The sequence below is a fragment of the Microbacterium sp. PF5 genome (assembly GCF_004794315.1).
In the GTDB taxonomy this organism is placed as follows: domain Bacteria; phylum Actinomycetota; class Actinomycetes; order Actinomycetales; family Microbacteriaceae; genus Microbacterium; species Microbacterium sufflavum.
This window is the reverse complement of sequence record NZ_SSDQ01000088.1, coordinates 1-24,775: the sequence shown is the minus strand read 5'-3', so window position 1 is coordinate 24,775 and position 24,775 is coordinate 1. Positions and strand designations below refer to the sequence as shown.

Annotated in this window: 21 protein-coding genes; 16 read left to right on the top strand and 5 right to left on the bottom strand. The window is 71.8% G+C overall.

Annotated features, from left to right (window positions below; genetic code table 11):
* The first annotated feature begins 26 nt into the window (after positions 1–26).
* Positions 27–1,160 (top strand): epoxide hydrolase family protein, encoded by a 1,134-nt coding sequence (locus DW297_RS06970; protein ID WP_136030753.1) that lies wholly within the window; start codon positions 27–29, stop codon positions 1,158–1,160.
* 255 nt (positions 1,161–1,415) lie between these two features.
* Positions 1,416–3,131 carry an ABC-F family ATP-binding cassette domain-containing protein gene (locus DW297_RS06965; protein WP_136030750.1) on the top strand — a complete coding sequence of 572 codons (1,716 nt, stop codon included), beginning with the start codon at positions 1,416–1,418 and terminating at the stop codon, positions 3,129–3,131.
* A 24-nt stretch (positions 3,132–3,155) separates the two neighbouring features.
* On the opposite strand, the gene DW297_RS06960 is transcribed toward DW297_RS06965, so the two are convergent.
* From DW297_RS06960 to DW297_RS06950, 3 genes are all read right to left on the bottom strand, one after another.
* Complete coding sequence (locus DW297_RS06960; RefSeq protein WP_136030748.1) at positions 3,156–3,581, bottom strand: DUF1801 domain-containing protein; 426 nt, start codon at positions 3,579–3,581, stop codon at positions 3,156–3,158.
* Positions 3,578–4,150 (bottom strand): HhH-GPD-type base excision DNA repair protein, encoded by a 573-nt coding sequence (locus DW297_RS06955; protein WP_136030746.1) that lies wholly within the window; start codon positions 4,148–4,150, stop codon positions 3,578–3,580. The genes DW297_RS06960 and DW297_RS06955 overlap by 4 nt, the downstream gene beginning before the upstream one ends.
* A gap of 246 nt (positions 4,151–4,396) precedes the next feature.
* Positions 4,397–5,692: a glutamyl-tRNA reductase gene (locus DW297_RS06950; protein ID WP_136030744.1), complete on the bottom strand. Its 1,296-nt coding sequence runs from the start codon at positions 5,690–5,692 to the stop codon at positions 4,397–4,399.
* A 73-nt stretch (positions 5,693–5,765) separates the two neighbouring features.
* Between DW297_RS06950 and hemE the strand changes: the two genes are divergently transcribed.
* From hemE to DW297_RS06895, 11 genes are all read left to right on the top strand, one after another.
* Positions 5,766–6,788, top strand: a complete 1,023-nt coding sequence (gene hemE, locus DW297_RS06945) for a uroporphyrinogen decarboxylase (protein ID WP_136030742.1) — start codon at positions 5,766–5,768, stop codon at positions 6,786–6,788.
* A gap of 39 nt (positions 6,789–6,827) precedes the next feature.
* Positions 6,828–8,396 (top strand): protoporphyrinogen/coproporphyrinogen oxidase, encoded by a 1,569-nt coding sequence (locus tag DW297_RS06940; RefSeq protein WP_136030739.1) that lies wholly within the window; start codon positions 6,828–6,830, stop codon positions 8,394–8,396.
* Between the two features lie 185 nt (positions 8,397–8,581).
* Complete coding sequence (locus DW297_RS06935; protein ID WP_136030737.1) at positions 8,582–8,992, top strand: hypothetical protein; 411 nt, start codon at positions 8,582–8,584, stop codon at positions 8,990–8,992.
* 1 nt (position 8,993) lies between these two features.
* On the top strand, positions 8,994–9,401 hold the full coding sequence (locus DW297_RS06930; RefSeq protein WP_136030735.1) for a phage holin family protein: 408 nt from the start codon (positions 8,994–8,996) through the stop codon (positions 9,399–9,401).
* Complete coding sequence (locus DW297_RS06925; protein ID WP_136030732.1) at positions 9,388–9,660, top strand: hypothetical protein; 273 nt, start codon at positions 9,388–9,390, stop codon at positions 9,658–9,660. The genes DW297_RS06930 and DW297_RS06925 overlap by 14 nt, the downstream gene beginning before the upstream one ends.
* Positions 9,661–9,727: 67 nt before the next feature.
* Entirely contained in the window at positions 9,728–10,405 is a 678-nt protein-coding gene (gene hemQ / locus DW297_RS06920) for a hydrogen peroxide-dependent heme synthase (protein WP_206252488.1), read from the top strand.
* Positions 10,406–10,412: 7 nt separating this feature from the next.
* On the top strand, positions 10,413–11,414 hold the full coding sequence (hemC, locus tag DW297_RS06915; protein ID WP_136030728.1) for a hydroxymethylbilane synthase: 1,002 nt from the start codon (positions 10,413–10,415) through the stop codon (positions 11,412–11,414).
* Entirely contained in the window at positions 11,411–12,208 is a 798-nt protein-coding gene (locus DW297_RS06910) for a uroporphyrinogen-III synthase (RefSeq protein ID WP_136030727.1), read from the top strand. The genes hemC and DW297_RS06910 overlap by 4 nt, the downstream gene beginning before the upstream one ends.
* Positions 12,205–13,182, top strand: a complete 978-nt coding sequence (gene hemB, locus DW297_RS06905; RefSeq protein WP_136030726.1) for a porphobilinogen synthase — start codon at positions 12,205–12,207, stop codon at positions 13,180–13,182. Before DW297_RS06910 ends, hemB begins: the two co-directional genes overlap by 4 nt.
* 98 nt (positions 13,183–13,280) lie before the next feature.
* A complete protein-coding gene (gene hemL, locus DW297_RS06900) occupies positions 13,281–14,603 on the top strand; it encodes a glutamate-1-semialdehyde 2,1-aminomutase (protein WP_136030724.1) in 1,323 nt (440 codons plus the stop codon).
* Between the two features lie 84 nt (positions 14,604–14,687).
* The gene (locus DW297_RS06895) at positions 14,688–15,137 is read left to right on the top strand and encodes a hypothetical protein (RefSeq protein ID WP_136030722.1); all 450 of its coding nucleotides are present in this window, start codon (positions 14,688–14,690) and stop codon (positions 15,135–15,137) included.
* Between the two features lie 62 nt (positions 15,138–15,199).
* Here DW297_RS06895 and DW297_RS19095 read toward each other — a convergent pair whose 3' ends face one another.
* A complete protein-coding gene (locus tag DW297_RS19095; protein WP_205828245.1) occupies positions 15,200–17,725 on the bottom strand; it encodes an ATP-binding cassette domain-containing protein in 2,526 nt (841 codons plus the stop codon).
* A gap of 110 nt (positions 17,726–17,835) precedes the next feature.
* Here DW297_RS19095 and DW297_RS06885 point away from each other — a divergent pair, with 110 nt between their 5' ends.
* The 3 genes from DW297_RS06885 to DW297_RS06875 all read left to right on the top strand — a co-directional run bounded on the left by DW297_RS06885 (position 17,836) and on the right by DW297_RS06875 (position 23,117).
* On the top strand, positions 17,836–18,897 hold the full coding sequence (locus tag DW297_RS06885) for an enoyl-CoA hydratase/isomerase family protein (RefSeq protein ID WP_136030720.1): 1,062 nt from the start codon (positions 17,836–17,838) through the stop codon (positions 18,895–18,897).
* 234 nt (positions 18,898–19,131) lie between these two features.
* Complete coding sequence (locus tag DW297_RS06880) at positions 19,132–20,859, top strand: ABC transporter ATP-binding protein (protein ID WP_136030718.1); 1,728 nt, start codon at positions 19,132–19,134, stop codon at positions 20,857–20,859.
* On the top strand, positions 20,856–23,117 hold the full coding sequence (locus DW297_RS06875; RefSeq protein WP_136030715.1) for an ABC transporter ATP-binding protein: 2,262 nt from the start codon (positions 20,856–20,858) through the stop codon (positions 23,115–23,117). The genes DW297_RS06880 and DW297_RS06875 overlap by 4 nt, the downstream gene beginning before the upstream one ends.
* A gap of 97 nt (positions 23,118–23,214) precedes the next feature.
* On the opposite strand, the gene DW297_RS06870 is transcribed toward DW297_RS06875, so the two are convergent.
* Positions 23,215–24,775: D-alanyl-D-alanine carboxypeptidase family protein (locus tag DW297_RS06870; RefSeq protein ID WP_136030713.1), on the bottom strand; the 1,561-nt coding region annotated here is incomplete at its 5' end.

Below are 24,775 nucleotides of genomic sequence, written 5' to 3'. Positions count from 1 at the left end.
CCTAATGGGCTTCTATCGTCGGAGACATGAACACCACGACCCTCGCCTTCCGCCCCTTCTCCGTCGACGTCTCCGACGCCGAGGTCGCCGACCTCCGCGACCGCCTCGCCCGCACGCGCCTGCCCCGCACCGCGCCCGTCGACGACTGGGACGCCGGCACCCCGAACCACTTCCTGCGCGAGGCGCTGACCGCGTGGCAGGAGTTCGACTGGGCTGCCGCGCAGGAGCGGCTCAACGCCCACCCGCAGTTCACCACCGAGATCGACGGCCAGACGATCCGCTTCCTCCACATCCGCTCGCGGCACGAGAACGCGACCCCGCTGCTGCTCGCACACACCTACCCCGGTTCCTCCGTCGACTACCTCGACCTCATCGACCGGCTCACCGACCCCGAGGCGCACGGCGGTCGCGCGGAGGAGGCGTTCCACCTCGTGATCCCGGAGGCCCCCGGCTACGGTTTCTCGCAGCCGCTCGCCTCCGCCGGGTGGACGGTGGCGAAGGTCGCCGCCGCGTACGACCGGCTCATGCGCGGCCTCGGCTACGACAGCTACGGCATCCACGGCTCCGACAACGGCGCGATGGTCGCGCGCGAACTCGGGCTGCTGGCGCCGGAGGGCTTCCTCGGGCTGCACGTGCTGCAGCTGTTCTCGTTCCCCTCGGGCGACCCCGCGGAGTTCGAGAAGCTCGAGCCGCAGGACTACGCGGGATTGGAGCACATGCAGTGGTTCCAGTCGGTGGGCGGCTACAACGCGATGAACGCCTCCCGTCCGCAGACCGTCGCGGTGGGCCTCAGCGATTCCCCGGTCGGGCTCCTCGCCTACAGTGAGCTGTTCACCTCCTTCGGCAACGGCACCTCGCTCGTGCCGCTGGAGAGCATCCTGCTGGAGGTGAGCGTGAACTGGTTCGCGAACGCCGCCTCGGGCATGAGCCGCAGCTACCTGGAGAACGCACGCGCCGAGGCCGAGCCGCAGGTCAACCACGCGCGGACCGGGGTCGCGGTGTTCGCGGACGACTTCCAGACCATCCGGGTCTTCGCCGAGCGCGACAACGACAACATCGTGCACTGGAGCCGTTTCGACGAGGGCGGGCACTTCGCCGCGCTGGAGCGCCCCGATCTGCTCGCCGCCGACCTCCGGGCCTTCTTTGCCGACCCGCGCTGAGCTCGTGCCACGATCGCCCCCGCGCCCCCACGCGCGGGGGCGATCGCGTGCCGACCCTGGCGTCGGGAGCCCGGGGCTGCTACGGTCTCTCTCCGTGGGTACTCTGATTCGCTAGATCGGGACACTGCGTCGAGACGTCTTCTCCGCGGTGGGTCCTGAGCGAACGCGTCCTCTTGTGACGCGATCGAGGTCCGTTTCCCCTGCGTCGTCCGACGCGTATCCGCGGTGCCGTCCGCACCGCAGCGAGGACCCCTCATGTTCCCTGTACTCCCTTCCCCTTCTCCCTCCACCGTCCCGGCGATCCGTCCGCACCGCGTGTGCGAACTGCGCGCGGCCGGCGTGCGCTTCGCCGCGCACCGGGTGCTCGACGGGATCGATCTCGTCGTCGGTCCCGCGGATCGTCTGGCGATCATCGGCGACAACGGCGCCGGCAAGTCCACGCTGCTCGAGATGCTCGCCGGAACGCTCGCACCGACCGCCGGGGAGGCGCGGCTGCACCTCCCGGGCGGTGTGGCCCACGCCCTCCAGAATCCGGAGTTCCCGCCAGGGGCGACGGTCTCCGCGGCGATCGACGACCTGCTGGGCGACCTGCGCGCGCTGGAACGCGAGCTCGCGCGGGCCTACGAGCAGCTCGCCTCGGCCCTTCCCGCCGAGCAGGCGCGGCGCCTGGCAGCCGTATCCGACCTGCAGGACCGTTTCGAGACCAGGGCCGGCTATGACGTCGACCACCGCATCGACGTCGCGCTCGACCAGCTCGGCGTCGGAACCCTGGACCGCACGCGTCCCGTGGCCGCGCTGTCCGGCGGGGAACGTGCCCGGCTCGCGCTCGCGGTGGCACTGTCCTCCCGCGCCGAGCTGCTGCTGCTCGACGAGCCGACCAACGATCTCGACGAGCACGCGCTCGCCTGGGTCGAGGATCGGATCGCGGCGCACCGCGGGGCCCTGGTCGTGGTGACCCACGACCGCGACTTCCTCGACCGCTTCGCGACCGCGGTCGTGCACGTGAGTGACGGCGGCATCCGCCGGTACGGCGACGGCTACCCGGGGTTCCTGCGGGCGCGGGAGACCGAGCGACGACGACTCGCGGAGCGACACGAGGCGTGGAAGGCCGAGGTCGCCCGCACCGAGGAGCTGCTCGCGACGAACGCGTTCCGCCTGGACGCGATCCCGCGCAAGCTCGAGCTCGACGGCTTCGGTCACGGCGCCTTCCGCGCCCGTAGCCGCGACCACGGCGCGGTCGGGCGCATCCGCATGGCGAAGGAGCGACTGTCTCGGCTGCGGGAGGATCCGGCGCCGCCCCCACCCGAGCCGCTGCGGTTCGTGCTGCCCGACGGCCCGGCTCCGGACGCGGAGCCGTCCGGCGAGGACGACGCCCTCGTCACGCTGCACGATGTCGTGTTCCAGGAGCCGGGCCGCCGGCTCACCGTGACCGCGTGGACCGTGGCGCCGGGTGACCGCTGGCTCGTGACCGGTCCGAACGGGGCAGGCAAGACCACGCTGCTCGACCTCCTCGCGGGCGAGCTGAGCGCCGCATCGGGTTCGATCGATCGGCGCCCGAGACTCCGTGTCGCCCGGCTGCGGCAAGACGTGGGGGCGGCCGCACGGGGCTCCGCGGTGGAGGTGTTCGCGCGACGGGCGGCGGTGCCCCCGAGCGATGCCCGTGCGGCTCTGCTCGCCCACGGCCTGTTCCGCGAGGACGAGATCGAGCGCCCGGCGCGGGCCCTGTCGGTCGGGCAGCGGCGGCGGCTCGACCTCGCGGTCGCGCTGGCCTCCACGTTCGACGTGCTGCTGCTCGACGAGCCGACCAACCACCTCGACCCGGAGCTGGTCGAGCAGCTGGAGCGGGCGCTCGACGACCACCCGGCCGCGGTCGTCACGGTCTCGCACGACCGGCGGTGGCTGCGGCGGGCGCGCCAGCAGGGTGCCGCGGCGGTCCGTGTCACGGAGGGTGCGGCCGTGGTGGCGTCGTGACCCGGCGGCCGCGGGGGCGTGCGGTCAGCCGGTGACGGTGACCGTCGCGCCCTCGTCGCCGCCCGCTTCGGCCCAGGCGAGCGAGTGCTCCAGGATCCCGCGCAGCACCGTCAGGTCCACCTGCTCCAGGTCGGGGAGGTAGAGGCAGCCGACGCCGGTGGTGTGTGGCCCGAGCCGTGCCAGGTCGTCCGCGTGCGCATCCGTCCCCTCGAAGAGGTAGATCGTGGTGGCGGCTCGGCGCGGCGCGAAGCCGAGGAGCGGGCTGTCGCCCTCGGTACCGGTCGGGTAGCGGTAGTGGCAGGAGCCGAAGCCGATGATGGTGCCCCAGGTCTGCGGCTCGCGCCCGGTGATCTCCTGCATGAGCGCGGTGAGCGTCTCCGCGTCTCGGCGCCGAGCGGCGGGGGAGGAGCGGGCGATGAGCCCGGCGACGTCGTTCCCCGTGGGCTTCACTTCGCCGCCTTGGCCGCGGCCTTCATCGCCTTCTTGTACTCGCGCACCTTCGTGAGCGACTCGGGGGAGACGATGTCGGCGACGCTGCGGTACGAGCCGTCCTCGCCGTAGGGCGCCGAGGCCTCGCGCCAGCCCTCGCCCGTGAAGCCGTACTGCTTGCCGAGCAGCGCCAGGAAGATCTTGGCCTTCTGCTCACCGAAGCCGGGCAGTGCCTTCAGGCGCTTCAGCACCTCCGCACCGTCCGGGTCGCCCGCGGTCCACAGCGCTGAGGCGTCGCCGCCCCACTCGTCGACGATCGCCTGGCACAGAGTCTGCACGCGGGCGGCCATCGACCCGGGGAACCGGTGCACGGCGGGCGTCTGGCGGAACGCCTCGAGGAACTCCTCGGGTGCCATCCCCGCGATGGCCGCGGCATCGGCCGCACCGGTGCGCTGTTCGATCTTGAGCGGACCGGCGAAAGCGGTCTCCATGGGCACTTGCTGGTCGAGCAGCATCCCCACGAGCAGCGCGAGCGGGTTCTCGGTCAGCAGGGTGTCGGCGGCGGTGTCTCCGGTGATGTGAAGGGCCATGCCCCCAGTGTCCCATCCCGGGCGGATGCCGCGGGGGCGGTGGCAGGACCGTTCAGTGCAACGTCAGCGCGTATGACGCGATGTACGTCGTGCTCGCGCGCGCGGCGCAGTCCTCGTTGCTGACTCTCGATGCTCGTCTCGCGGCATCCGCTGCGGATTGCGCACTGCTGCCGTAGTTCTTCGCGCATGACTGGCGTCGCCGCCTCCGGCTGAGCGGCTACGCGCTGATCCCGGGCGACCGTGCCGTCAGGCGGAGGCGGCGTCCTCGGCGGCGGGGGCCTCGGGGCTGAGGCCGTACAGGGCGGACAGCGCGGCGGCGAACTCGTCGGCCCTGCCTTCTGCGGCGAGCTCGTGGGCGCGGACGGTCGGGGTGTGCAGCAGCACGCCGACGAGGTGCCGCAGCGCCTGCTCGACCTTGCCGTCCTCGTCGCCGCGCGCACGGGCCCGGTCGATCTCGGTGTCGAGCAGCGAGAAGATGTGCGACCGCAGGGCCACGACCGAGGGGGTCACGCTCTGGCGGGCACCCACGACGTGGAAGGTGTCCGCGGCCTCACGCACGACGGTGCGGGCGGCGTCGGTCGCCTGCAGCTCCTCGAGCGGCGCGTGCAGGCGGATGGTCTCGAGGTCGAGCAGCGCCACGCCCTCCAGGGTCGCGACCGCGGGGTTGACGTTGCGCGGCATCCCGAGGTCGACGACCAGCTGACTGTGCGAGCCCACCGGGCATCCGGCCGCGGCGAGACCGACGGGGAGCTGCAGGTGCTCCGGTCCCAGCACCGGTTCGGTGGCGGACGTGCAGGTGATGAGCAGGCTGGAATGTGCGGCTGTGTGGGCGTAGTCCGCGGCTGCGACCGCGCGGATGCCGTGCTTCGCCGCGAAGATCTCGGCCCGACCGGAGGGTGAGTACACGGAGATGTCGACCGCGCCGCGCTCGCGCAGCGTCGCGAGGGTCACGGCCGCGTAGGCGCCGGTGCCCACCAGGAGCACGCGCTCGGCGGACCAGTCGGCGATGCGGCTGTCGGCCAGTTCGAGTGCCAGGCGCACGAGCGAGCGACCGGCGCGCCCGAGCGCGGTGACGTTCTTGACCTTGCGCTGCGCCTGGCTCGCGCGCTGGAAGAGGCGCTCGAGCTCGGGGGAGGTGGTGCCGTCCTTGCGGGCCGACTTCAGGGCCCGGCGCACCTGGCCGGCGATCTCGCCCTCACCCGACACGACCGACTCGAGGCCGGAGGCGACGGAGAACAGGTGCTCGGCCACCCGGCGCCCGGCGTGGACGGTGTAGGCGCCGTCGAGGTCGGCGGCCGGAATGCCCGTGGCGGACTCGACGGCTTCGAGCACGGCCTCGACGCCGATCGCGCCCGCGGCGGTCATCGGCTCGTCCATCTCGACGTACGCCTCGAACCGGTTGCACGTCGCCAGCACCACGGCACCCTGCACGCACGGCGTCATGCCCACCAGGGTGGGGGCGACATCGTCGGGGGTGCGGCTCAGGCGTTCGAGCAGTTCGAAGGAGGCGGTCTTGTGACTCGCCGTCACACACAGCAGCACCCCTCGATTGTACCGGAGCGTTCGGACAGGCGGACTCGGCGGCCCCATAACCGGGCAATGGGAGGATGGGGGCATGGCCCTTTCCGACGCTCCGCTGCTGCGCGCCCTCACGGGCGACCGCCCCGACACGACGCCCGTCTGGTTCATGCGGCAGGCCGGCCGCTCGCTGCCCGAGTACCGGGAGCTGCGGGTGGGCACACGGATGCTCGACGCCTGCCTCACGCCCGACCTCGCGGCGGAGATCACCCTGCAGCCGGTGCGGCGGCACGGTGTGGACGCGGCGGTGTTCTTCAGCGACATCGTGATCCCGCTGCGCCTTGCCGGCGTCGAGGTGGAGATCGAGCCGGGGCGCGGGCCGGTGTTCGCGAACCCCGTGCGCACGAGGGCCGATGTCGAGCGGATCACCGCGATCGATCCGGAGTCGCTCGACGGCACGGCGATCGCGGAGGCGGTGGGCATCGTCGCGGCGGAGCTCGGCGACACCCCGGTGATCGGCTTCGCCGGCGCGCCTTTCACGCTCGCGGCCTACCTCGTCGAGGGCGGCCCGTCGAAGGAGCACCTGCGGGCACGCGGCATGATGCACGCGGACCCCGACGCCTGGCACCGTCTGGCAGGGTGGCTCGCCCGCGTCTCCCGACGATTCCTGGAGACGCAGCGCGACGCGGGTGCCGCGGTCGTGCAGCTCTTCGACAGCTGGGCCGGCTCGCTCAGCCCCGCCGACTACCGCACGTTCGTGGCGCCGCATTCGACCGCCGCGCTCGACGGCATCGGTGTCCCCACCATCCACTTCGGCGTCGGCACCGGCCCGTTCCTCGCCGACATGCGCCTGGGCGGCATCGCCGACGGGGTCGGCGTGGACTGGCGTCTTCCGCTCGACGAGGCCGCGGCGATCCTCGGACCGGACACGAGCGTGCAGGGCAACATCGACCCCGCGCTGCTCGCGGCGCCGTGGCCCGTGCTGGAGGCGCACGTGCGCGACGTCCTGGAGCGCGGTCGTGCGGCCCGCGGGCACATCGTCAACCTCGGTCACGGGGTGCCGCCCGAGACCGACCCCGACCAGCTGACGCGCATCGTCGAGCTGGTGCACGGCGCCTGAGCACGCGTCGCCCCCGGGCGCGGTGGAAGGATGGACGGCATGAGCCCTGACCCCTCCGGTGCACACCCGTCCGCGGCCGAGCCGGCCGACCTGGCCGCACGCGCCGCGGAGAAGCACGTCGTCGTGATCGGCGGGGGCATGGGTGGTCTCGTCGCCGCCCGCGAGTGCGCCAAGGTCGGCATGCGGGTCACGGTGCTGGAGGCTGCCGAGGCGCTGGGCGGTGCCCTGCGTCGCGTGGAGCTCGACGGTGTGACGCTCGATGCGGGCGCCGAGAGCTACGCGACCAGGGGCGGCCTCGTCCGCGCCCTCGTCGACGAGCTCGGACTCGCGGATCGGGTCGTGCCCCCTCGCGCGGGCGGCGCCTGGCTCTCCGGCATCCCCGGCACGGGTGCGGCTCCGCTCCCGGTGGGCGGGGTCCTCGGCATTCCCGGCAACCCGTTCCAGGACGACGTGCGGCGCATCATCGGATGGTCGGGCGCATGGCGCGCCTACCTCGACCGCGTACGGCCGCCGCTGACCATCGGCCACGAGCTGAGCCTCGGGCGGCTCGTCGCCTCCCGCATGGGCCCGAAGGTGCGCGACCGCCTGGTCGCCCCGGTCACGACGGGCGTGTACTCCGCGTCGCCCGACGACGTGGACATCGACGTGGCCGCCCCGGGGCTGAACGCCGCCCTGACCCGCGTCGGCTCGCTGTCCGGCGCGGTGCTGGCGCTGCGCGGGAACGGCGGCTCCGGTGGCGCGAAGGCTCCGGGTGCCGCGGTGGAAGGCCTCCGTGGCGGCATGACCGTGCTGGTGGACGCGATCGCCGACGACCTCGCCCAGCTCGGGGCGACCGTGCGCACGGGAGTGCGGGTGCTCTCGGTCGTGTCGGAGGACGGCGGTTGGCGGGTCACGGCCGCGACGCAGCTCGACACCCCGACGCAGACGCCGGAGCCGTGGGTTGCCGAGTCGGAGCCTCTGGCCGACGCCGTCGCGGTGACGGACGAGCCGGTGGAGGAGCTTCTCCGTGCGGACGCCGTGATCGTCGCGACCGCGGAGTCCGTGGCGCGCGAGCTGCTCGCCGACGCGGTGCCGGCGCTCGCTCTGGCCGAAGCGGCTGCGTCCCCGGAGATCGAGATCGTCACGCTGCTGCTGGATGCCCCGGCTCTGCGCAGCGTGCCGCGTGGCACCGGGGTGCTCACGGTGCCCGGGAGCCACACGGCCAAGGCGCTCACCCACTCGACGGCGAAGTGGGAGTGGGTGCGGGAGGCCGCGGGCGACAGGGAGGTCGTGCGGGTGTCGTTCGGCGCGCAGGGGGAGCCCGCGGCCACCGCCGCCCTCGACGACGCGGCGGCGATCGACCTCGCGCGGCGGGAGGCGGCCGCGCTGCTCGGCGTACCGCTGGAGCCGACCCAGGTGATCGCAGGGCACCGCGGACGGTTCGTGCAGTCGCAGCCCGCGTCGCTCCTCGGATCGGGGGCGCGGCGCCAGGCTGCGCGCGATGCGATCCAGGCGATCCCCGGCCTGGCGGTGGTCGGAGCCTGGGTGGCCGGGACCGGCCTCGCACAGGTGGTCCCGGATGCCACGGAGGCGTCCGATCGCCTGCGTCGCGCGCTCCTGTGGGACTGATCGGGCGACCTCCGCGCACCACGAAGCGCACAAGCGTGAGTGACGAAGGGCCCGCTGTCAACCCTCTCCGGGATTGATGCCGAAATCGGCATACGGGGTTACGCTGGGTACCTGATCGCGGCGGAGACGTCGGCGATCGGCGTCCGAACCGGACGACCACCGCCGGAACAACGTGAGGAGACCCCATGAAGGGGAAGATCGGACTCGTCGTCGGACTCGGCGTCGGCTATGTGCTGGGCACCCGTGCCGGACGCGAGCGTTACGAGCAGATCCGGACGCAGTGGCTCAAGGTCTGGAACACGGATCCCGTCCAGGACCAGGTGGAGAAGGTCAAGGACTTCGTCGGCGACAAGGCCGCGGCCGTCCCGGGGGCCGTGTGGACCGGCGCGGTGAAGATCGTGAAGTCGGTCACGGGCAACGGCACTCCCGGCCAGAAGCTCGACGCCGTGATCGCGTCGGGCAAGGAGGCCGCCGAGGAGGTCTCGGAGGCGGCGGAGGACGCGGTCGACGAGGTCAAGGAGCGCGCCGCTGCGGCTGAAAAGCCCGCTGCGAAGAAGCCCGCGACGAAGCCGGCAGCGCAGAAGTCCGGCGACTGACATGCCCCGCGGATACCGGGATCGCGCCGACGACAGTCTGCTGACCCTGCTCGGGGATCTGCCCGAGCTGGTCACCAACCTCGTGAAGGCGGAGATCGACGCCGCCAAGGCGTGGGTCTCGCGCACGGCGAAGGATGCGGGGATCGGCTCGGTCTGGTTCCTCGTCGCCCTGTTCTTCCTGTTCTGGGCCGTGCCGGTGATCCTCGTGTTCGCGATCGCCGGCCTGTCGTCGTGGTGGCCCGTGTGGCTGTCGGCGATCGCCGTGTTCGGCATCCTGATCCTCGCCGTGCTGCTGTTCGCGCTGCTCGGCATCCTCAAGTTCCGCAAGGTGCTCAAGCGCCAGAACCCGGCGCAGGCCGTGGCCGAGGACATCCGAATCGTGAAGGAGGCCGGCGATGAGCACCCCTGAGTCGCTGCCGCGCACCGCCGTCCCCGCGGGCATCGTCGATCCCGTGACGTCGGCCCGCGCCGAGCTGAAGGCGGCGCTCGCCGCGATCGAGGTCAAGGGCAACATCCCGCGCCGGGTGGAGAAGGCGTCGGCTCGTGCCGCGGTCAAGGCACGCGCGTTCGCCGATCGGAACCCGGTGGGCGCGGTCGCCGCGGCCGTCGGGATCGCCGCCGTCGTCGGCGGCGCCGTGTGGGCGATCGCTCGGGCCATCGCGCGCTGACGGTCGGCCGTTCCTCGCGGTATTCCCCTGATTAGGGGCTTCTCCGCGAAAGGGGCAGACTGGGATCATGTCCGAAGTGCGCGAAGAGAACCCGTCCGGCTTCACCCTCTGGGCTGTGTGGCGACGCAATCCCGATGCTCCCGTCACCGAGAACGACGCCACGGAGCTCGAGTCGATCGTCTCGCACATCGAGGACTCCGGCGTCACCGTCCGTGGCTTCTACGACGTCTCCGGGCTGAAGGCTGACGCCGATCTGATGGTGTGGCTGCACGGCGACACCGCCGAGGAGCTGCAGAAGGCGCTGCGCCGCCTCCGTCGCACGGAGCTGCTGCGCTCGCTGCTGCCGGTGTGGAACGTGATGGGCGTGCACCGCGACGCGGAGTTCAACCGCTCGCACGTGCCGGGGTTCCTCCGCGGCGTCGCACCGAAGGACTGGCTCTGCCTGTACCCGTTCGTCCGCACCCCGGAGTGGTACCTGGCGCCGGAGGCTGACCGCCGCGCGATGCTCGCCGACCACGGGCGCAAGGGCGCTGCGTTCACGGGCGTCATCGCGAACACCGTCGCCGCGTTCGCGCTGGGTGACTACGAGTGGCTGCTGCCGATGGAGGCCGACGACGTGACCGACCTGGTCGACATGATGCGCGACCTCCGCTACACCGAGGCGCGGATGTTCGTGAAGGAGGAGGTGCCCTTCTACACGGGGCGCCGTCTGCGCTTCGACGAGATCGCCGACGTGCTGCAGTGACCGCACCATGAGCACCCCCATCCGTCTCGGCACCCGACGCAGCGCGCTCGCGCAGGCGCAGTCGGGCCATGTCGCCGCCGCCCTCGAGAAGGTCACGGGGCGTGCCGTCGAGCTCGTCCCGATCACCAGCGAGGGCGACACCAATCGGGCGTCGCTGTCGGAGATCGGCGGTCTGGGCGTCTTCGCGACCCGGCTGCGCGAGGCTCTGCTCGCCGGCCGTTGCGACTTCCTCGTGCACTCCCTCAAAGACCTCCCGACGGCCGTCCCCGAGGGACTCGTGATCGCTGCGACTCCGCCGCGCGAGGATGCCAGGGACGTGGTTCTCACGCGTCACGGCGCGCCCCTGCACGAGCTCGGCTCGGGCAGCACCGTCGGCACGGGCTCGCCGCGACGCATCGCCCAGGTTCGGCGCCGGGCACCGCAGGCGGAGGTCGTGGACATCCGCGGCAACGTCGACTCCCGGCTCGCGCGGGTGGCCTCGGGCGAGCTCGACGCCGTGATCCTCGCGGCCGCCGGGCTGTCGCGTCTGGGGACCGACTCGCCGCTGAAGCGCGAAGAGCTCGGGCTCGCGGAGTGGCCGACCGCGCCGGGGCAGGGGTCGCTCGCGGTGGAGACCAGGGCGGACGCCCCGGAGGAGCTGCGGGAGGCGCTCTCCGCCCTCAACGATCACGACACCCGACTGGCCGTCACGGTCGAGCGCGCCATTCTGGAGGGACTCGATGCCGGGTGTCAAGCCCCCATGGCGGCGCACGCACGCGTCGAGGGCGCCGAGATCCGCATCAGGACGGTCGTGTACGCCCCGGACGGGGGTCGGCGGATCGGGCTCGACGTCACGGAAGCCCTGAACGGGGAGTATATTCATCGGAACGGCAGTGGCAATGGAGCGGATGCTGCCGATGGTGCAGGCCCGATGCACGCAGCGCGCGAGCTCGGGCTCGCTGTTGCCCGTCGGCTGCTCGATCAAGGGGCGGCCGACCTCGTCCCCCGAGAGCACCCCGATTTCTCATGACCACATCCGAAACCAAGCAGGACCGACCGCTGGACGGCTGGCGCATCCTCGTGCCCCGTGGCGGGCCCTGGGGCGACAGTGTCGCCGCGAGCCTGCGTGCCCTGGGCGCCGTGCCGGTCGTCGCCCCGCTCATCAACTTCGCCCCCACGACCGATCAGGACACGCTCGACCGCGCGCTGGAGCAGCTGGCCGCCGGTGAGTTCGACTGGCTGACGGTGACGAGTGCGACCACGGTCGACGTGCTGTTCGCGCATCGCGCGGTCGTGCCCAAGTCCACGAAGATCGCGGCGGTGGGCGAGACCACGGCCGCAGCGCTCCAGGCCGTGGGCTACGAGGTGGCGCTGGTCCCCGAGCAGGACAACTCGGCGCAGGGCATGGCTCAGCAGCTGATCGCGCTCGAGCAGGAGCCCCGGCGCATCCTGGCGCTGCGCAGCGAGATCGCGAAGCCGGTGCTGAGCATCATGCTGTCCGAGGCCGGGCACGACGTGCACGGTGTGGTCGCCTACCGCACGGTGGGCGTGCCGGTCACGGAGCGCATCCGTCGCGATGTGGAGAACGGCCGCATCAACGCCATCCTCATCACGAGCGGTTCGGTGGCGGAGCAGGTGCGCGAGCAGTTCCCCGACATCCCGGACGAGACCCTGCTCGCCGCGATCGGCCCGCGCACCGCGAAGGATGCCGAGCGTGCCGGTCTGCCGGTGTCGGTGGTGGCCGATCGGCAGACCATCGACGCGTTGATCGATGCCGTGTCCCAGTTCACGCTTCCGCACGCGGCAGACGAGTTCGCGCCGTGAGCTTCCCCGACATCCGCCTCCGTCGGCTGCGCCAGTCCCGCGCTGTCCGCGACCTCGTGCGCGAGACCTCGCTCGAGCCCCGTCAGCTCGTGCTTCCGCTCTTCGTGCGCGAGGGACTGACCGAGCCGGCGCCCATCGGCTCGATGCCCGGCGTGGCGCAGCACTCGCTCGACTCGTTGCGTGCCGCCGCCGTCGAGGCGGCTGAGGCCGGCGTCGGCGGGGTCATGCTGTTCGGCGTCCCGGCGGTGCGCGATGCGGTCGGCTCCGGAGCGGACGATCCGCGCGGCATCCTGAACGTCGCGACCGAGGCCCTCGCGGCCGAGGTGGGCGATGCGCTCGTGGTGCAGACCGACCTCTGCCTCGACGAGTTCACCGATCACGGGCACTGCGGGGCGCTCGCGGCGGACGGCTCGGTCGACAACGACGCGACCCTCGAGCGCTACACCTCGATGGCGTTGGCGCAGGCGCGGGCCGGGTCGCAGCTGCTCGGACTGTCCGGCATGATGGACGGCCAGGTCGCGGTGATCCGCCGGGCGCTCGACGCCGAGGGCTTCACCGACACGCTGATCCTGGCGTACGCAGCCAAGTACGCGAGCGCCTTCTACGGCCCGTTCCGTGAGGCCGTGGACTCCCAGCTGACCGGCGACCGGCGCACGTATCAGCTCGATCCGGGCAACCGCCGCGAAGGCGTGCGGGAGGCGCTGGTCGACGAGCAGGAGGGCGCCGACATCGTCATGGTCAAGCCGGCGATGGCGTTCCTCGACGTGCTGCGCGAGGTGCGCGACGCCGTGACCGTGCCCGTGTGGGCGTATCAGGTGTCCGGCGAGTACGCGATGGTCGAGGCCGCCGCGGCCAACGGCTGGATCGACCGCCGGGCGGCGATCCTCGAGTCGCTGCTGTCGATCCGGCGCGCGGGTGCCGACGCCGTGCTGACCTACTGGGCGACCGAGGCCGCCCGCTGGCTTCGCGGCTGACCGCCCCGCGGCGTCACCGCGCGGACTCCGGCGTCGGTACGGCGGGTTAGCCTGGAAGGGATGCCCGGGAGAGCTCCGCGCATCACCGAGGAGTTGCCATGACCGACCGCAATGACGACCTGTTCTCCGCTGCCCGCGCTGTGATCCCGGGTGGGGTGAACTCACCGGTGCGCGCCTACGGCTCGGTGGGCGGGACGCCGCGGTTCCTCGCTTCGGCGAAGGGAGCGACCGTCACCGACGCCGCCGGCCGAGAGTACGTCGACCTGGTGGCCTCGTGGGGCCCGGCGCTGCTGGGCCACGCGCAGCCCGAGGTGGTCGCCGCCGTGCAGGACGCCGCAGCGCGGGGTCTGTCGTTCGGTGCCCCGACCGAGGGCGAGGTCGAGCTGGCCGCGCTGATCGCCGACCGGGTTCGTTTCGGCGACATCCGACCCATCGAGCGCGTGCGCCTGGTGTCCACGGGGACCGAGGCGACCATGACCGCGATCCGACTCGCCCGTGGCGCGACCGGTCGCGACCTGCTGGTGAAGTTCGCCGGGCACTACCACGGCCACTCCGACGGGCTGCTGGCCGAGGCGGGGTCGGGCGTCGCTACGCTCGCGCTGCCCGGATCCGCCGGGGTGCCGGCACCCATCGCCGCACAGACGCTCGTCATCCGCTACAACGACCCCGAGGCGCTCGACGCGGTGTTCGCCGAGCACGGCCAGCGCATCGCCGCCGTGATCGTCGAGGCGTCCGCGGCGAACATGGGCGTGGTCCCCCCGCGGCCCGGATTCAACCGCCTGATCGCCGACACCGCACACGCTCACGGCGCGCTCATGATCCTGGACGAGGTGCTGACGGGCTTCCGCGTGCACCCCGCGGGGTTCTGGGGTCTGCAGGCCGCGGCGGGCGAGGACTACCTCCCCGACATCATCACGTTCGGCAAGGTCGTGGGCGGTGGCATGCCGCTGGCCGCGCTCGGCGGTCGCGCCGAGGTCATGGACCTGCTGGCTCCGCTCGGCCCGGTGTACCAGGCGGGCACGCTGTCGGGGAACCCGCTGTCGGTCGCCGCGGGTCTCGCCACGCTGCGCCTCGCGACGCCCGAGGTCTACGCCACGGTCGACGCCGCGGCGACCCGAGTGGCGACCGCGCTCGACACCGCCCTCAGCGACGCGGGCGTGACGCACGCGGTGGCGTCGGCCGGCAACCTGTTCAGCGCCTCGTTCCGCGCCTCGATCCCGCGCGACTACGCCGAGGCGCAGGCGCAGCAGTCGTTCCGCTACTCGGCGTTCTTCCACGCCATGCGCGAGCACGGTGTCGCGCTTCCGCCGAGCGTCTTCGAGGCGTGGTTCCTCACGGCTGCGCACGGTGAGGACGAGTTGCAGCGCATCGAGGCGGCGCTGGCGTTCGCGGCCAGGGCCGCGGCAGACGCCCGGCCCTGATGTATCCGTGCCCACAACGGATCGTTGCTTTCCTGTGAGCAACTTCCAGCCAACCGGGAGCGCCGCGCTGGCAGACTAAGGGGCATGGTGACGTTGCTGCTGGACCAGACGCAACTCGAAGTCGTGCTCTCGCCCATCGAACGTGCCGCCACCTTCCACCGTGAGAACGTGCGGATCCCGCGCGACACCATCACCAAGGTGCAGCTGACCGACGACGCCTGGACCTGGCTCCGCGGTGTGCCGAACCCCGGGACCCACATCCCGACCGTGCTCGCCGCCGGCAGTTGGAAGGCCGCCGGAACCCTCGACTTCGTGCTCATCCGGCGGCGTCGCCCGAGCGTCGTGATCGACCTCGAGGGCGACCCGCAGTACAACCGGCTGATCCTCACCACGCGGCACGGCCTCGCACTCACGCAGGCGCTGCGGCTCGAGGTGTCGGACGAGCCGGCGAGCGTCGAGGAGATCGTCGCCACCGCACCGACGCCCGTGTCGAAGGGCAGCCGTCGTCCGGTCATCCGCCCGCGGCCGGCCTAGCAGCCCCACGAACGACAGACGCCCTCCCGGCCGTAGCCGGGAGGGCGTCTCGTGTCTCGGGCTCAGCCGCGGTGCTCGTCGCCGTCGGTGTGCTGCTCGCGATCGTGCCCGTCGTGATCGTGCGCGTCGCTCTGCCCGTCGTCGTGACCGGGGCCTTCGCTCTGCCCGTCGTCGTGACCGTGGCCCTCGCGGTCGCGGTCGTCGTCGCTGTGCTCGTCGCTGTGCTCGTCGTCGTGCTCGGGCACCGCGTGCCCCTCGCTCTCGTGCCCCTCGCCGTCCTGCACCTCGGCGACACCGTCGTGGGGCTGGTGGTGCGCGTCGGCGGTGCCGTGGTCGTCCTGACCATCGGTCGCGGTGTCGCGAGCCAGCGGGACCGTGTCGATCACGCCGGTGGTCGCGACGCTCCAGTGGGCCCCGGCGTCGTGCGGCTCTCCCGACGCGCCGGTCGCGGGCATGCTGTCGGCGGTGCTCAGCGGGTAGTCCCGCGGCTCGTCCTCGTAGTACGCGCGTGCGGCAGCGGAGAGCAGGGAGCTGACGGCGGCCGCGCGGGGGTCTTCGTCCTCGTCCGGGGTTTCGGCTCCGTCCGTGCCGCCCGCCTCGAGCGGCGCCTCCTCGGCATCGCGGTCGCCGTGGTCGGCCTCGTCGGTCTCGTCCGCCTCCTCGGCGTCGTCCAGCTCGGCGAAGAACTCGATGCCCGCGGGGTCTTCCTCGATGGACTCGTCATCGGCGGTGCTCACCGGCTCGTCGTCCGCCGGAACCGGATCTGCGGCGGGCTCGTCGGACGCGATCCCGGTGTCGTCCGCCGGCGCCTCATCCGCCGGGCTCTCGCTGTCGTGGGCGTCATCGACGGAATCCAGCGCGGACTCCTGATCGTCGGCGAGGGGCTCGTGGCCCGCGGGCTCGTCTACCGGAGTTCCGTCTGCCCCGGTTGCGTTCTCCGGAGTCTCGTCTGCCTCGGTTCCGTTCTCCGGGGCCTCGTCCGCCCCCTCCTCGGTCGGTGCGGAACCGGTGCTCCACGCCGAACCGCCCGTTGACTCCGCGTCGTCCGAGCCGGTCGGGACATCACCCTCGGAGTCCTGCTCGTCGCTGGACACATGCTCCGGGGACGCGCTGTGGTCGTCGTCGGCGGACTCCGGTGTCGTCGCGAACAGCTGCGCGAGGCTGCGTCGCGTGGGCCGCTCGGTCGGCTCCTCCTCCTGGACCGGCGCGGTGCCGCCGAACAGGATCTCGTCGAACGAGGTCGCCGTCTCCGCGTGCGACTCGGACAGGGAATCGCCATCGCCGATCCGCGCCGCGTCCTCCATCGTCACGGGACGCACGTCTTCTTCCACCGGGACGACCGCGACCGGGCCGGCGGTCGCCGTGACCTCCGCCACGGTCTCGATCACGTCGGAGTCCTCCGTGTCGGCGGCGGCGACGAGGTCCTCCGACGCGGGCTCCGCGTCGGTCGACTGCTCGTCCACGTCGTCGTCTTCCGCCGTGGCGTCCGTCGGCTCGGGCATGGTCTCGGTGGTGAGGTCGTCCGCGAGAGCGGCCGCACCCCCGGCAGCCAGAGCCGATGCTGCGGCACCGGCGCCCGCTGTCGCCACGTCGGCGGAGGAATCGCTCGCCTCATGGTTCGTATCGGTCGCTGCCGTCTCGCCCGGCGCCGCCCCGCCCGCAGCGGCCGCGGTCGTGTCCGCCGCTGTGCCGAAGCGACCACCGCGCATCAGATCGATGAAGACGTCTTCCAGCGTGGGCCCGCGCTGCACGAGGGTGCTGAGGGCGATGCCGGCCTCAGCGGCCACGGCACCCACCGTGCTCGCGTCGGCTCCGCGCACGGTCAGCCCGGAGCGCAGCACCTCGATGTCGAAGCCCGCCGCCACCAGCGCCGTCGTGAGGCCGGGACGATCCACGGAATCCACGATGACGGACCCGCCGGCCGGGTCGGCCAGGGTCTCGATGCCGCTGGACAGCACCAGCCGTCCCTTCGACAGCACCAGCACGTGGTCGGCCACCTGCTCGATCTCGCTGAGCACATGCGACGACACCAGGACCGTGCGCCCCTCGTCCGCGAGACGGCGCATGAGCAGACGCATCCAGCGGATGCCCTCCGGGTCGAGGCCGTTCGCCGGCTCGTCGAAGACCAGGGCACCGGGGTCGCCGAGCAGCGCGTGTGCGACGCTCAGCCGCTGCCGCATGCCGAGGGAGAAGCCGCCGATGCGGGAATCGGCCTCGCTCTCCAGGCCCACGAGCGACAGGACCTCGTCGACGCGGGACAGGCGGATGCCGTTGGCCTTCGCGGCGATGGTCAGCTGCCGGCTGGCCGTGCGGCGAGGGCGGTAGACCGTCTCCTCCAGCACGGAGCCGATCGTGCGCAGCGGCTGGCGCAGCTCCGGATACGCGACGCCGCCGATCGTGGCGGTTCCCGACGTGGCACGCACCTGACCGAGCAGGATGCGGAGAGTCGTGGTCTTTCCGGCGCCGTTGGGACCGAGGAAGGCGGTCACGGCCCCGGGCTCGACGCGGGCGGAGAAGTCCGAGACGGCGGTCACCTCGTTGAAGCGCTTCGTCACATTCGTGAACTCGAGCACCTGTCCTTCAGGCATCCGGCACCTCTCGTCGCGATGAACAGTTCCCCCTATCCTGCCGGAAAACCGCCCCGGAACCCGCATTCCGTGCGGAATTCCACCCCTGGTGAGAAGGTAGCCTGGCACCCGTGACCGATACCTCTGCCGCCCCCCGTGTCCTCGTCCGCACGGAAGGAGCGCTCGGACGGCTCACCCTCAATCGCCCCGAGGCGATCAACGCGCTCGACGAGGACATGATCGCCGAGATCACCCGGGCGCTGATGGCGTGGCGTGACGACTCCGACGTGCAGATCGTGCTGATCGACGGCGAGGGCGAGCGCGGCATGTGCGCGGGCGGCGATGTGCGCCGCCTGCACGAGCAGATCGTGTCCGGTCACCCCGAGCGGTCGGCCGAGTTCTTCCGCGCCGAGTACGCGATGAACGCGATGATCGCCGAGTACCCCAAGCCGGTCGTGGCGCTGGCCGACGGCATCACGATGGGCGGCGGCATCGGGCTCGCCGGGCACGCGGCCATCCGGATCGTCACCGAGCGGTCGAAGCTCGCGATGCCGGAGACCCGCATCGGCTTCACTCCCGACGTCGGTGGCACGTGGCTGCTCGGGCGGGCGCCGGGACGGTTCGGCGAGTACTTCGGGCTGACCGGGGCGACCATGAGCGCCGCCGACGCGGTGTACCTCGGGTTCGCCGACCACGTGGTGCCCTCCGACCGCCTCGACGCCCTGCGCGACGCGCTCGCGCACCGCGCCGACCCGACGAGCCCCAGCGAGATCGTGCTGCTGTTCGACGAGACGCCGGAGCCGTCGGCCCTCCCGGCATCGCGCCCCTGGATCGACGAGGCGTTCTCCGCGCCGACCGTGCCCGAGATTTTGGAGCGGCTGCACGCGCAGGGCACGACCGAGGCCGCAGCCGTGGCCGATCTCCTCGAGGGGCTCGCGCCGACCGGGCTGGTCGTGACGCTCGACGCCGTGCGTGAGGCGCGGGAGCTGCCGGGACTGCGCGCCGCGCTCGAGGGGGAGTACCGACGGGTGCTGTGGTTCGTCAACGAGCACCCGGACCTCGTGGAGGGCATCCGCGCGCAGCTGGTCGACAAGGACCGCAACCCGAAGTGGCAGCCGGCGACCCTCGCCGAGCTGCCGGCGGACGCGGGTGCGCCGGCCCGCGACTACACGCCGCAGCCGCCGCTGTTCTGAGGGTCAGTCCGCTCGCTGACGCGGGCGTCGATCGGGCAGGCTTCCGGCGGGCCCTTCTTCGTCACCGTGCAGAAAAGTGCTGATCGCACGGGATGCGGTTCGCTGTGAGCGAAGGTCCGCCCCCAGGGGGATACGAATGTCCCCGCTTCGTGGCACGCTGTCCTATGGCCGGTCGTCGGTCGGCATCCGTCTGCCGGGAGATCCGCCGCCTCCTCCTTCCTAGAAAGTCCGCCTGTGCTGGGAAAAATCCTCCTCCGCTATCTGTCCCGATATAAGTGGCTCCTCGTGGCCGTGCTGGTCTTCCAGTTCGCCAGCGCGGCTGCCACCCTCTACCTGCCCCGCCTCAACGCCGACATCATCGACAAGGGCGTCGCGCAGGGCGACACCGCCTACATCTGGCGCACCGGTCTGTTCATGCTCGCGGTCTCCCTGGGCCAGATCGTCGCCTCCGTGATCGCGACCTTCTTCGCCGCGCGCGCGGCGATGGGCGCGGGTCGCGACATCCGTGCCGACGTGTTCGGCAAGGTCAGCGGCTTCTCCGAGCGCGAGGTGTCGCAGTTCGGCGCCGGCTCCCTCATCACGCGCAACACCAACGACGTGCAGCAGGTGCAGATGCTGGCGATGATGGGCGCGACCATGCTCGTCACCGCGCCGCTGCTCGCGATCGGCGGCATCATCTTCGCCGTGCAGACCAACGCCGGGCTCAGCTGGCTCATCGCCGTGTCGGTCCCCGTGCTCCTGCTCCTGGCGGCGCTCGTGATCGGCCGCATGGTGCCGCTGTTCCGCAGCTACCAGGGCAAGCTCGACAACGTCAACCGCATCATGCGCGAGCAGCTCACCGGCGTGCGCGTCGTCCGCGCGTTCGTGCGCGAGCGCATCGAAGAGGAGCGCTTCCGCGGAGCCAACACCGACATCATGGTCGTCGGCCGCAAGGTCGGCTCGCTGTTCGTGCTGCTGTTCCCGCTGTTCATGCTCATCCTCAACGTGACCGTGGTCGCCGTGATCTGGTTCGGCGGCATCGAGGTCAACAACGGCACCGTGCAGGTGGGCACGCTGTTCGCCTTCATGCAGTACATCGGCCAGATCATGGGCGGCGTCATCATGGCCAGCTTCATGGCGATGATGATCCCGCGCGCCGCCGTCTCGGCCGAGCGCATCGGCGAGGTGCTCAACACCGAGTCGACCATGACGCGCCCCGCGAACGGCGTCACCGAGTTCCCGACGCCGGGTGCGGTCGCGTTCGACGACGTCGCCTTCACCTACCCGGGCGCCGACGCGCCCGTGCTGACCGGCATCAGTTTCGCGGCGCAGCCGGGTGAGACGGTCGCGATCGTGGGTTCCACGGGTGCGGGCAAGACCACGCTGGTCTCTCTCATCCCGCGTCTGTTCGACGTCTCGAGCGGCTCGGTGCACGTGGGCGGCACCGACGTGCGCGAGGCCGACGTGGAGGCGCTGTGGGACAGCATCGGTCTGGTGCCGCAGCGTCCGTTCCTCTTCACCGGCACCGTCGCGTCGAACCTGCGCTACGGCCGGGAGGACGCGACCGATGAGGAGCTGTGGCACGCGCTCGAGATCGCCCAGGGGCGTGACTTCGTGGAGGAGATGCCCGACGGGCTCGAGTCCCGCATCGCCCAGGGCGGCACGAACGTGTCGGGCGGCCAGCGCCAGCGCCTCGCGATCGCGCGGGCCATCGTGCACCAGCCGAAGGTGCTCGTGTTCGACGACTCCTTCTCGGCGCTCGACCTGACCACGGACGCGCGACTGCGGCAGGCGCTGTGGCGCGAGCTGCCGCACGTCACGAAGATCGTGGTCGCCCAGCGTGTCTCCACCATCACCGACGCCGATCGCATCGTGGTGCTCGAGGGCGGCACGATGGTGGGCGTCGGCACGCACGAGGAGCTGCTGGAGACCAGCGGCACCTATCGAGAGATCGTCGAGTCGCAGCTGGGGGTGGACGCATGAGCGCGCAGGACGACAAGCGCACCGCCGCGCCGAAGCGCGGACGGGGGAAGGCCCCGGTGCAGACCGAGGAGCGCGAGCTCACGGCGGAAGAGCAGTACGAGGCCGAGCTCGCGGAGCAGGCACGGCAGAACGGCGGCGGCTGGGACAGCGTCGCGCCGGGCAAGGCCGACAACTTCGGGCCGAGCTTCGCCCGCATGATCGGACTGCTCAAGCCCTCGGCCGTGTGGTTCGTGTTCGTGTCGATCCTCGGGGCCCTGGGCGTCGTGCTGACGGTCGCAGCTCCCAAGGTCCTGGCCGAGGCGACCAACATCGTCTACCGCGGCTTCATCTCCATCCAGCTCGGCCAGCCGAACGGCGACTTCCCCGGGTTCCCCGCCGGAACGTCGCAGGACGTGGTGGTCGATGCGCTGCGCGGAGCGGGACAGGACGACTTCGCCAACCAGGTCGGCGCCCTCGGCGACTTCCGGGTCGGCGACGGCATCGACTTCGATGCTCTGCGCTGGGTCATCGCCGCCGTCCTCGCGATCTACGTGGTGGCCGCGTTCCTGAGCTGGCTGCAGGGATACGTGATCAACGTCATCATGGTGCGCACCATGTGGCGCCTCCGCGAGGCCGTCGAGGCGAAGATCAACCGGCTGCCGCTGTCGTACTTCGACAGGGTGCAGCGCGGCGAGCTGATCTCCCGCGTCACGAACGACATCGACAACATCACCCAGACGATGCAGCAGTCCCTCTCCGGGGCCCTGACCGCCGTGCTCACCGTGGTCGGCGTGCTGGTGATGATGTTCTCGATCTCGTGGCAGCTGGCACTGGTGGCCCTGGTCGCCCTGCCGCTCATGGGCGTGATCTTCGGCGTCATCGGCCCGCGCTCGCAGAAGGCCTTCGGCACACAGTGGCGCAAGGTCGGCCGTCTCAACGCCCGCGTCGAGGAGGCCTTCTCCGGGCACGCGCTCGTGAAGGTGTTCGGTCGGGAGCAGGACGCGCTCGACAAGTTCAAGGCCGAGAACGAGGAGCTGTTCCAGGCGAGCTTCAAGGCGCAGTTCCTGTCGGGCATCATCATGCCCGCCATGACCTTCGTCGGCAGCCTCACCTACGTCGGTATCGCGGTGCTCGGCGGCCTCATGGTCGCGAGCGGGCAGCTGCGCCTCGGCGACGTGCAGGCGTTCATCCAGTACTCGCAGCAGTTCACGCAGCCGCTGTCGGAGCTGGGCGGCATGGCAGCGGTCGTGCAGTCCGGCACGGCGTCGGCCGAGCGGGTGTTCGACCTGCTCGACGCCGACGAGCAGGAGCCCGACGAGGCCGACGCCCCGCGGCTCGGCGACGGCAAGGGCGTGATCGAGTTCGAGAACGTGTCCTTCTCCTACACGCCGGAGCGACCGCTGATCACCGACCTGTCGTTCCGGGTGGAGCCGGGCCAGACGGTCGCGATCGTCGGGCCGACCGGCGCGGGCAAGACCACGCTGGTCAACCTGATCATGCGGTTCTACGAGCTCAGCGGCGGGCGCATCACGCTCGATGGTCAGGACATCTCGCAGATCACGCGCGACGACCTGCGCTCGCGCACCGGCATGGTGCTGCAGGACCCGTGGCTGTTCGCCGGGAGCATCCGCGAGAACATCCGCTACGGTCGCTCGACCGCGACCGATGAGGAAGTGCTCACCGCCGCCAAGGCCACGTACGTCGACCGGTTCGTGCACGCCCTCCCCGAGGGCTACGACACCGTGCTCGACGAGGATGCGTCCAACGTGTCGGCCGGTGAGCGGCAGCTGATCACGATCGCGCGCGCGTTCGTCGCCCAGCCGTCGATCCTCATCCTGGATGAGGCCACCTCGGCCGTCGACACCCGCACCGAGCTGCTGCTGCAGCACGCGATGGCCGCGCTCCGCCAGGGGCGCACGTCGTTCGTGATCGCGCACCGCCTGTCCACCATCCGCGACGCCGACCTCATCCTCGTGATGGAGCACGGCGACATCGTGGAGAAGGGCACGCACGACGAGCTCATCGCCGCGCAGGGCGCCTACTGGCGGCTGTACCAGTCGCAGTTCGAGCAGGCCGCGACCGACCTCGACGCGGAGGAGGCCCTCACGGGCTCCACGCCCCTGGTCGTCACGGGGGAGGCCGCCGACGAGACGGCACGGGAGCAGGCCGACGACGCGATCGCCGGAGCCTCGGTCGGGGCGAACGTCCCGGCCGCGGAGGCCGCGGCCGCACGAGCGCTGCTCGATGACGGCGCCGAGGGCGCGGACCCCCGCGCCTGACACCTCGGCGGCCCCGCACCAACGACACGACGCCCCGCTCCGGATCCTCGGAGCGGGGCGTCGTCGTCTGCGCGGCCGGTGAACGGCGGCGCCTGGCTCAGTCGGTGTGGACGGTGATGCCCAGCAGATCGAGCGGGTGCGTCAGGCGCCACCAGGGACTGGGGCCCTCCACGTCTTCGCGCAGCACGAGGGCCGTGTCCTCCGTGTCGAGCGGCCCGGTGGTGGTCAGCGTGCCCACGCGGTCGTCGGCCTCTCGTCGCTCGCCCAGGTCGAACGCGGCGGTCGCGGTCGCGGCGGCACCGTTCCACAGCACGACGTCCGCGTCCTCCGCGGTGACCACGTCCACCTCCTCGCCCCACATCGTGGTGACGCGACCGACCACCGTGCCCGCGGCGACGGCCGGATCCTCCGTCTGCAGCTCCGCCTCGGCCTGACTGAACAGCGCGCGGGTGGCCGCGAGCCGCGACTCGTCGTCGGCCTGATCCAGCACTGCCGCGAACAGCCGCACGGTCGTGTCGCCCACCTCCACATCCTTCGCGGTGAGGAGGTTCCACCCGACCAGGGTCCCGGTCTTGATGCCGACGACGCCCGGATCGGCCAGCATGCCGTTGGTGTTCACGACCCTCCCCGCGCCCGGAAGCTCGACCGAGGCGGTGCCGACGATCTCCGCGAACACCGGGTTGCGCATCGCCAGCTCGCCCAGCGCGATCAGCGCCTCCGGCGTCGCGACGTTGCGCTCATCGAAACCCGACGGCGTCACCACCGTGATCCCGGTCAGACCACGCTCGCTCAGCCACTCCTCGGCCGCCCTGGCGAACTCGGAGTTCGACCCCCAGATCTCCGAGGCCAGCCGATCGATGTAGTTGTTCGCCGAGCCGAGCAGCGTGCCCTGCAACAGCTGATACTCCGTGAGCACACCGTTGACCGGGACGTCGAGCGCCGACTGATCCTGGCGTCGATAGTCCCAGTAGCGCACGCTGTCGCCGCGGGTGAAACGGAACTCCGGTCCCTGCTCACCCGGCGCGAGCGGCATCCGATCCAGCACCATCAGGCTGCTGACGACCTTCGTGATGCTCGCGATGCTCACCGCATCCGGGATCGACGCCGACGTGGTCATGCCGGCGACCCCCACGGCCGCGCTGCCCTCCGCAGGCCACGTGAGCTCGGCGGCCGAGGCGGGCGTCGTCTCGAACTGCACCGCCTCCACCGCCGGGGGCACCTCATGCAGCGGCCACAGCAGCGTCGTGCCCGAATAGGCCAGGACGAGCCCGGCCAGCACCCCCAACGGCACCAGCAGGCCGGGGCGCGCGATGGCCGGACGCAGCCGGGCCCCGCGGAACAGCCCCTCGGCGGTCTGCGCCTCCGGCTCGGCGTCCAGCGAGACGGCGGGAGCGTGGGCCGCGACATCGGCGGGATCCACCCAGGTCAGCGCGGTCGCCGGGGTCGCGTCGTCCGCCCACTGCGCGGCCGTACCGGACAGGAGGGCGATCGCTGCATCGTCGTCTTCGGCCGGGGGAGCCGGCTCCGAGACCCTCGCGCGGAACGGCGGCTTGGTCAGCGGCGGCGTCGGTGCCGTGATCGTCGAGGACGCGGAGTCCGCACGCGGCTTCCTCGGCGCGTTCCCGACCGCGTCGCGGGCGACGACCGTGCTGGTCGGC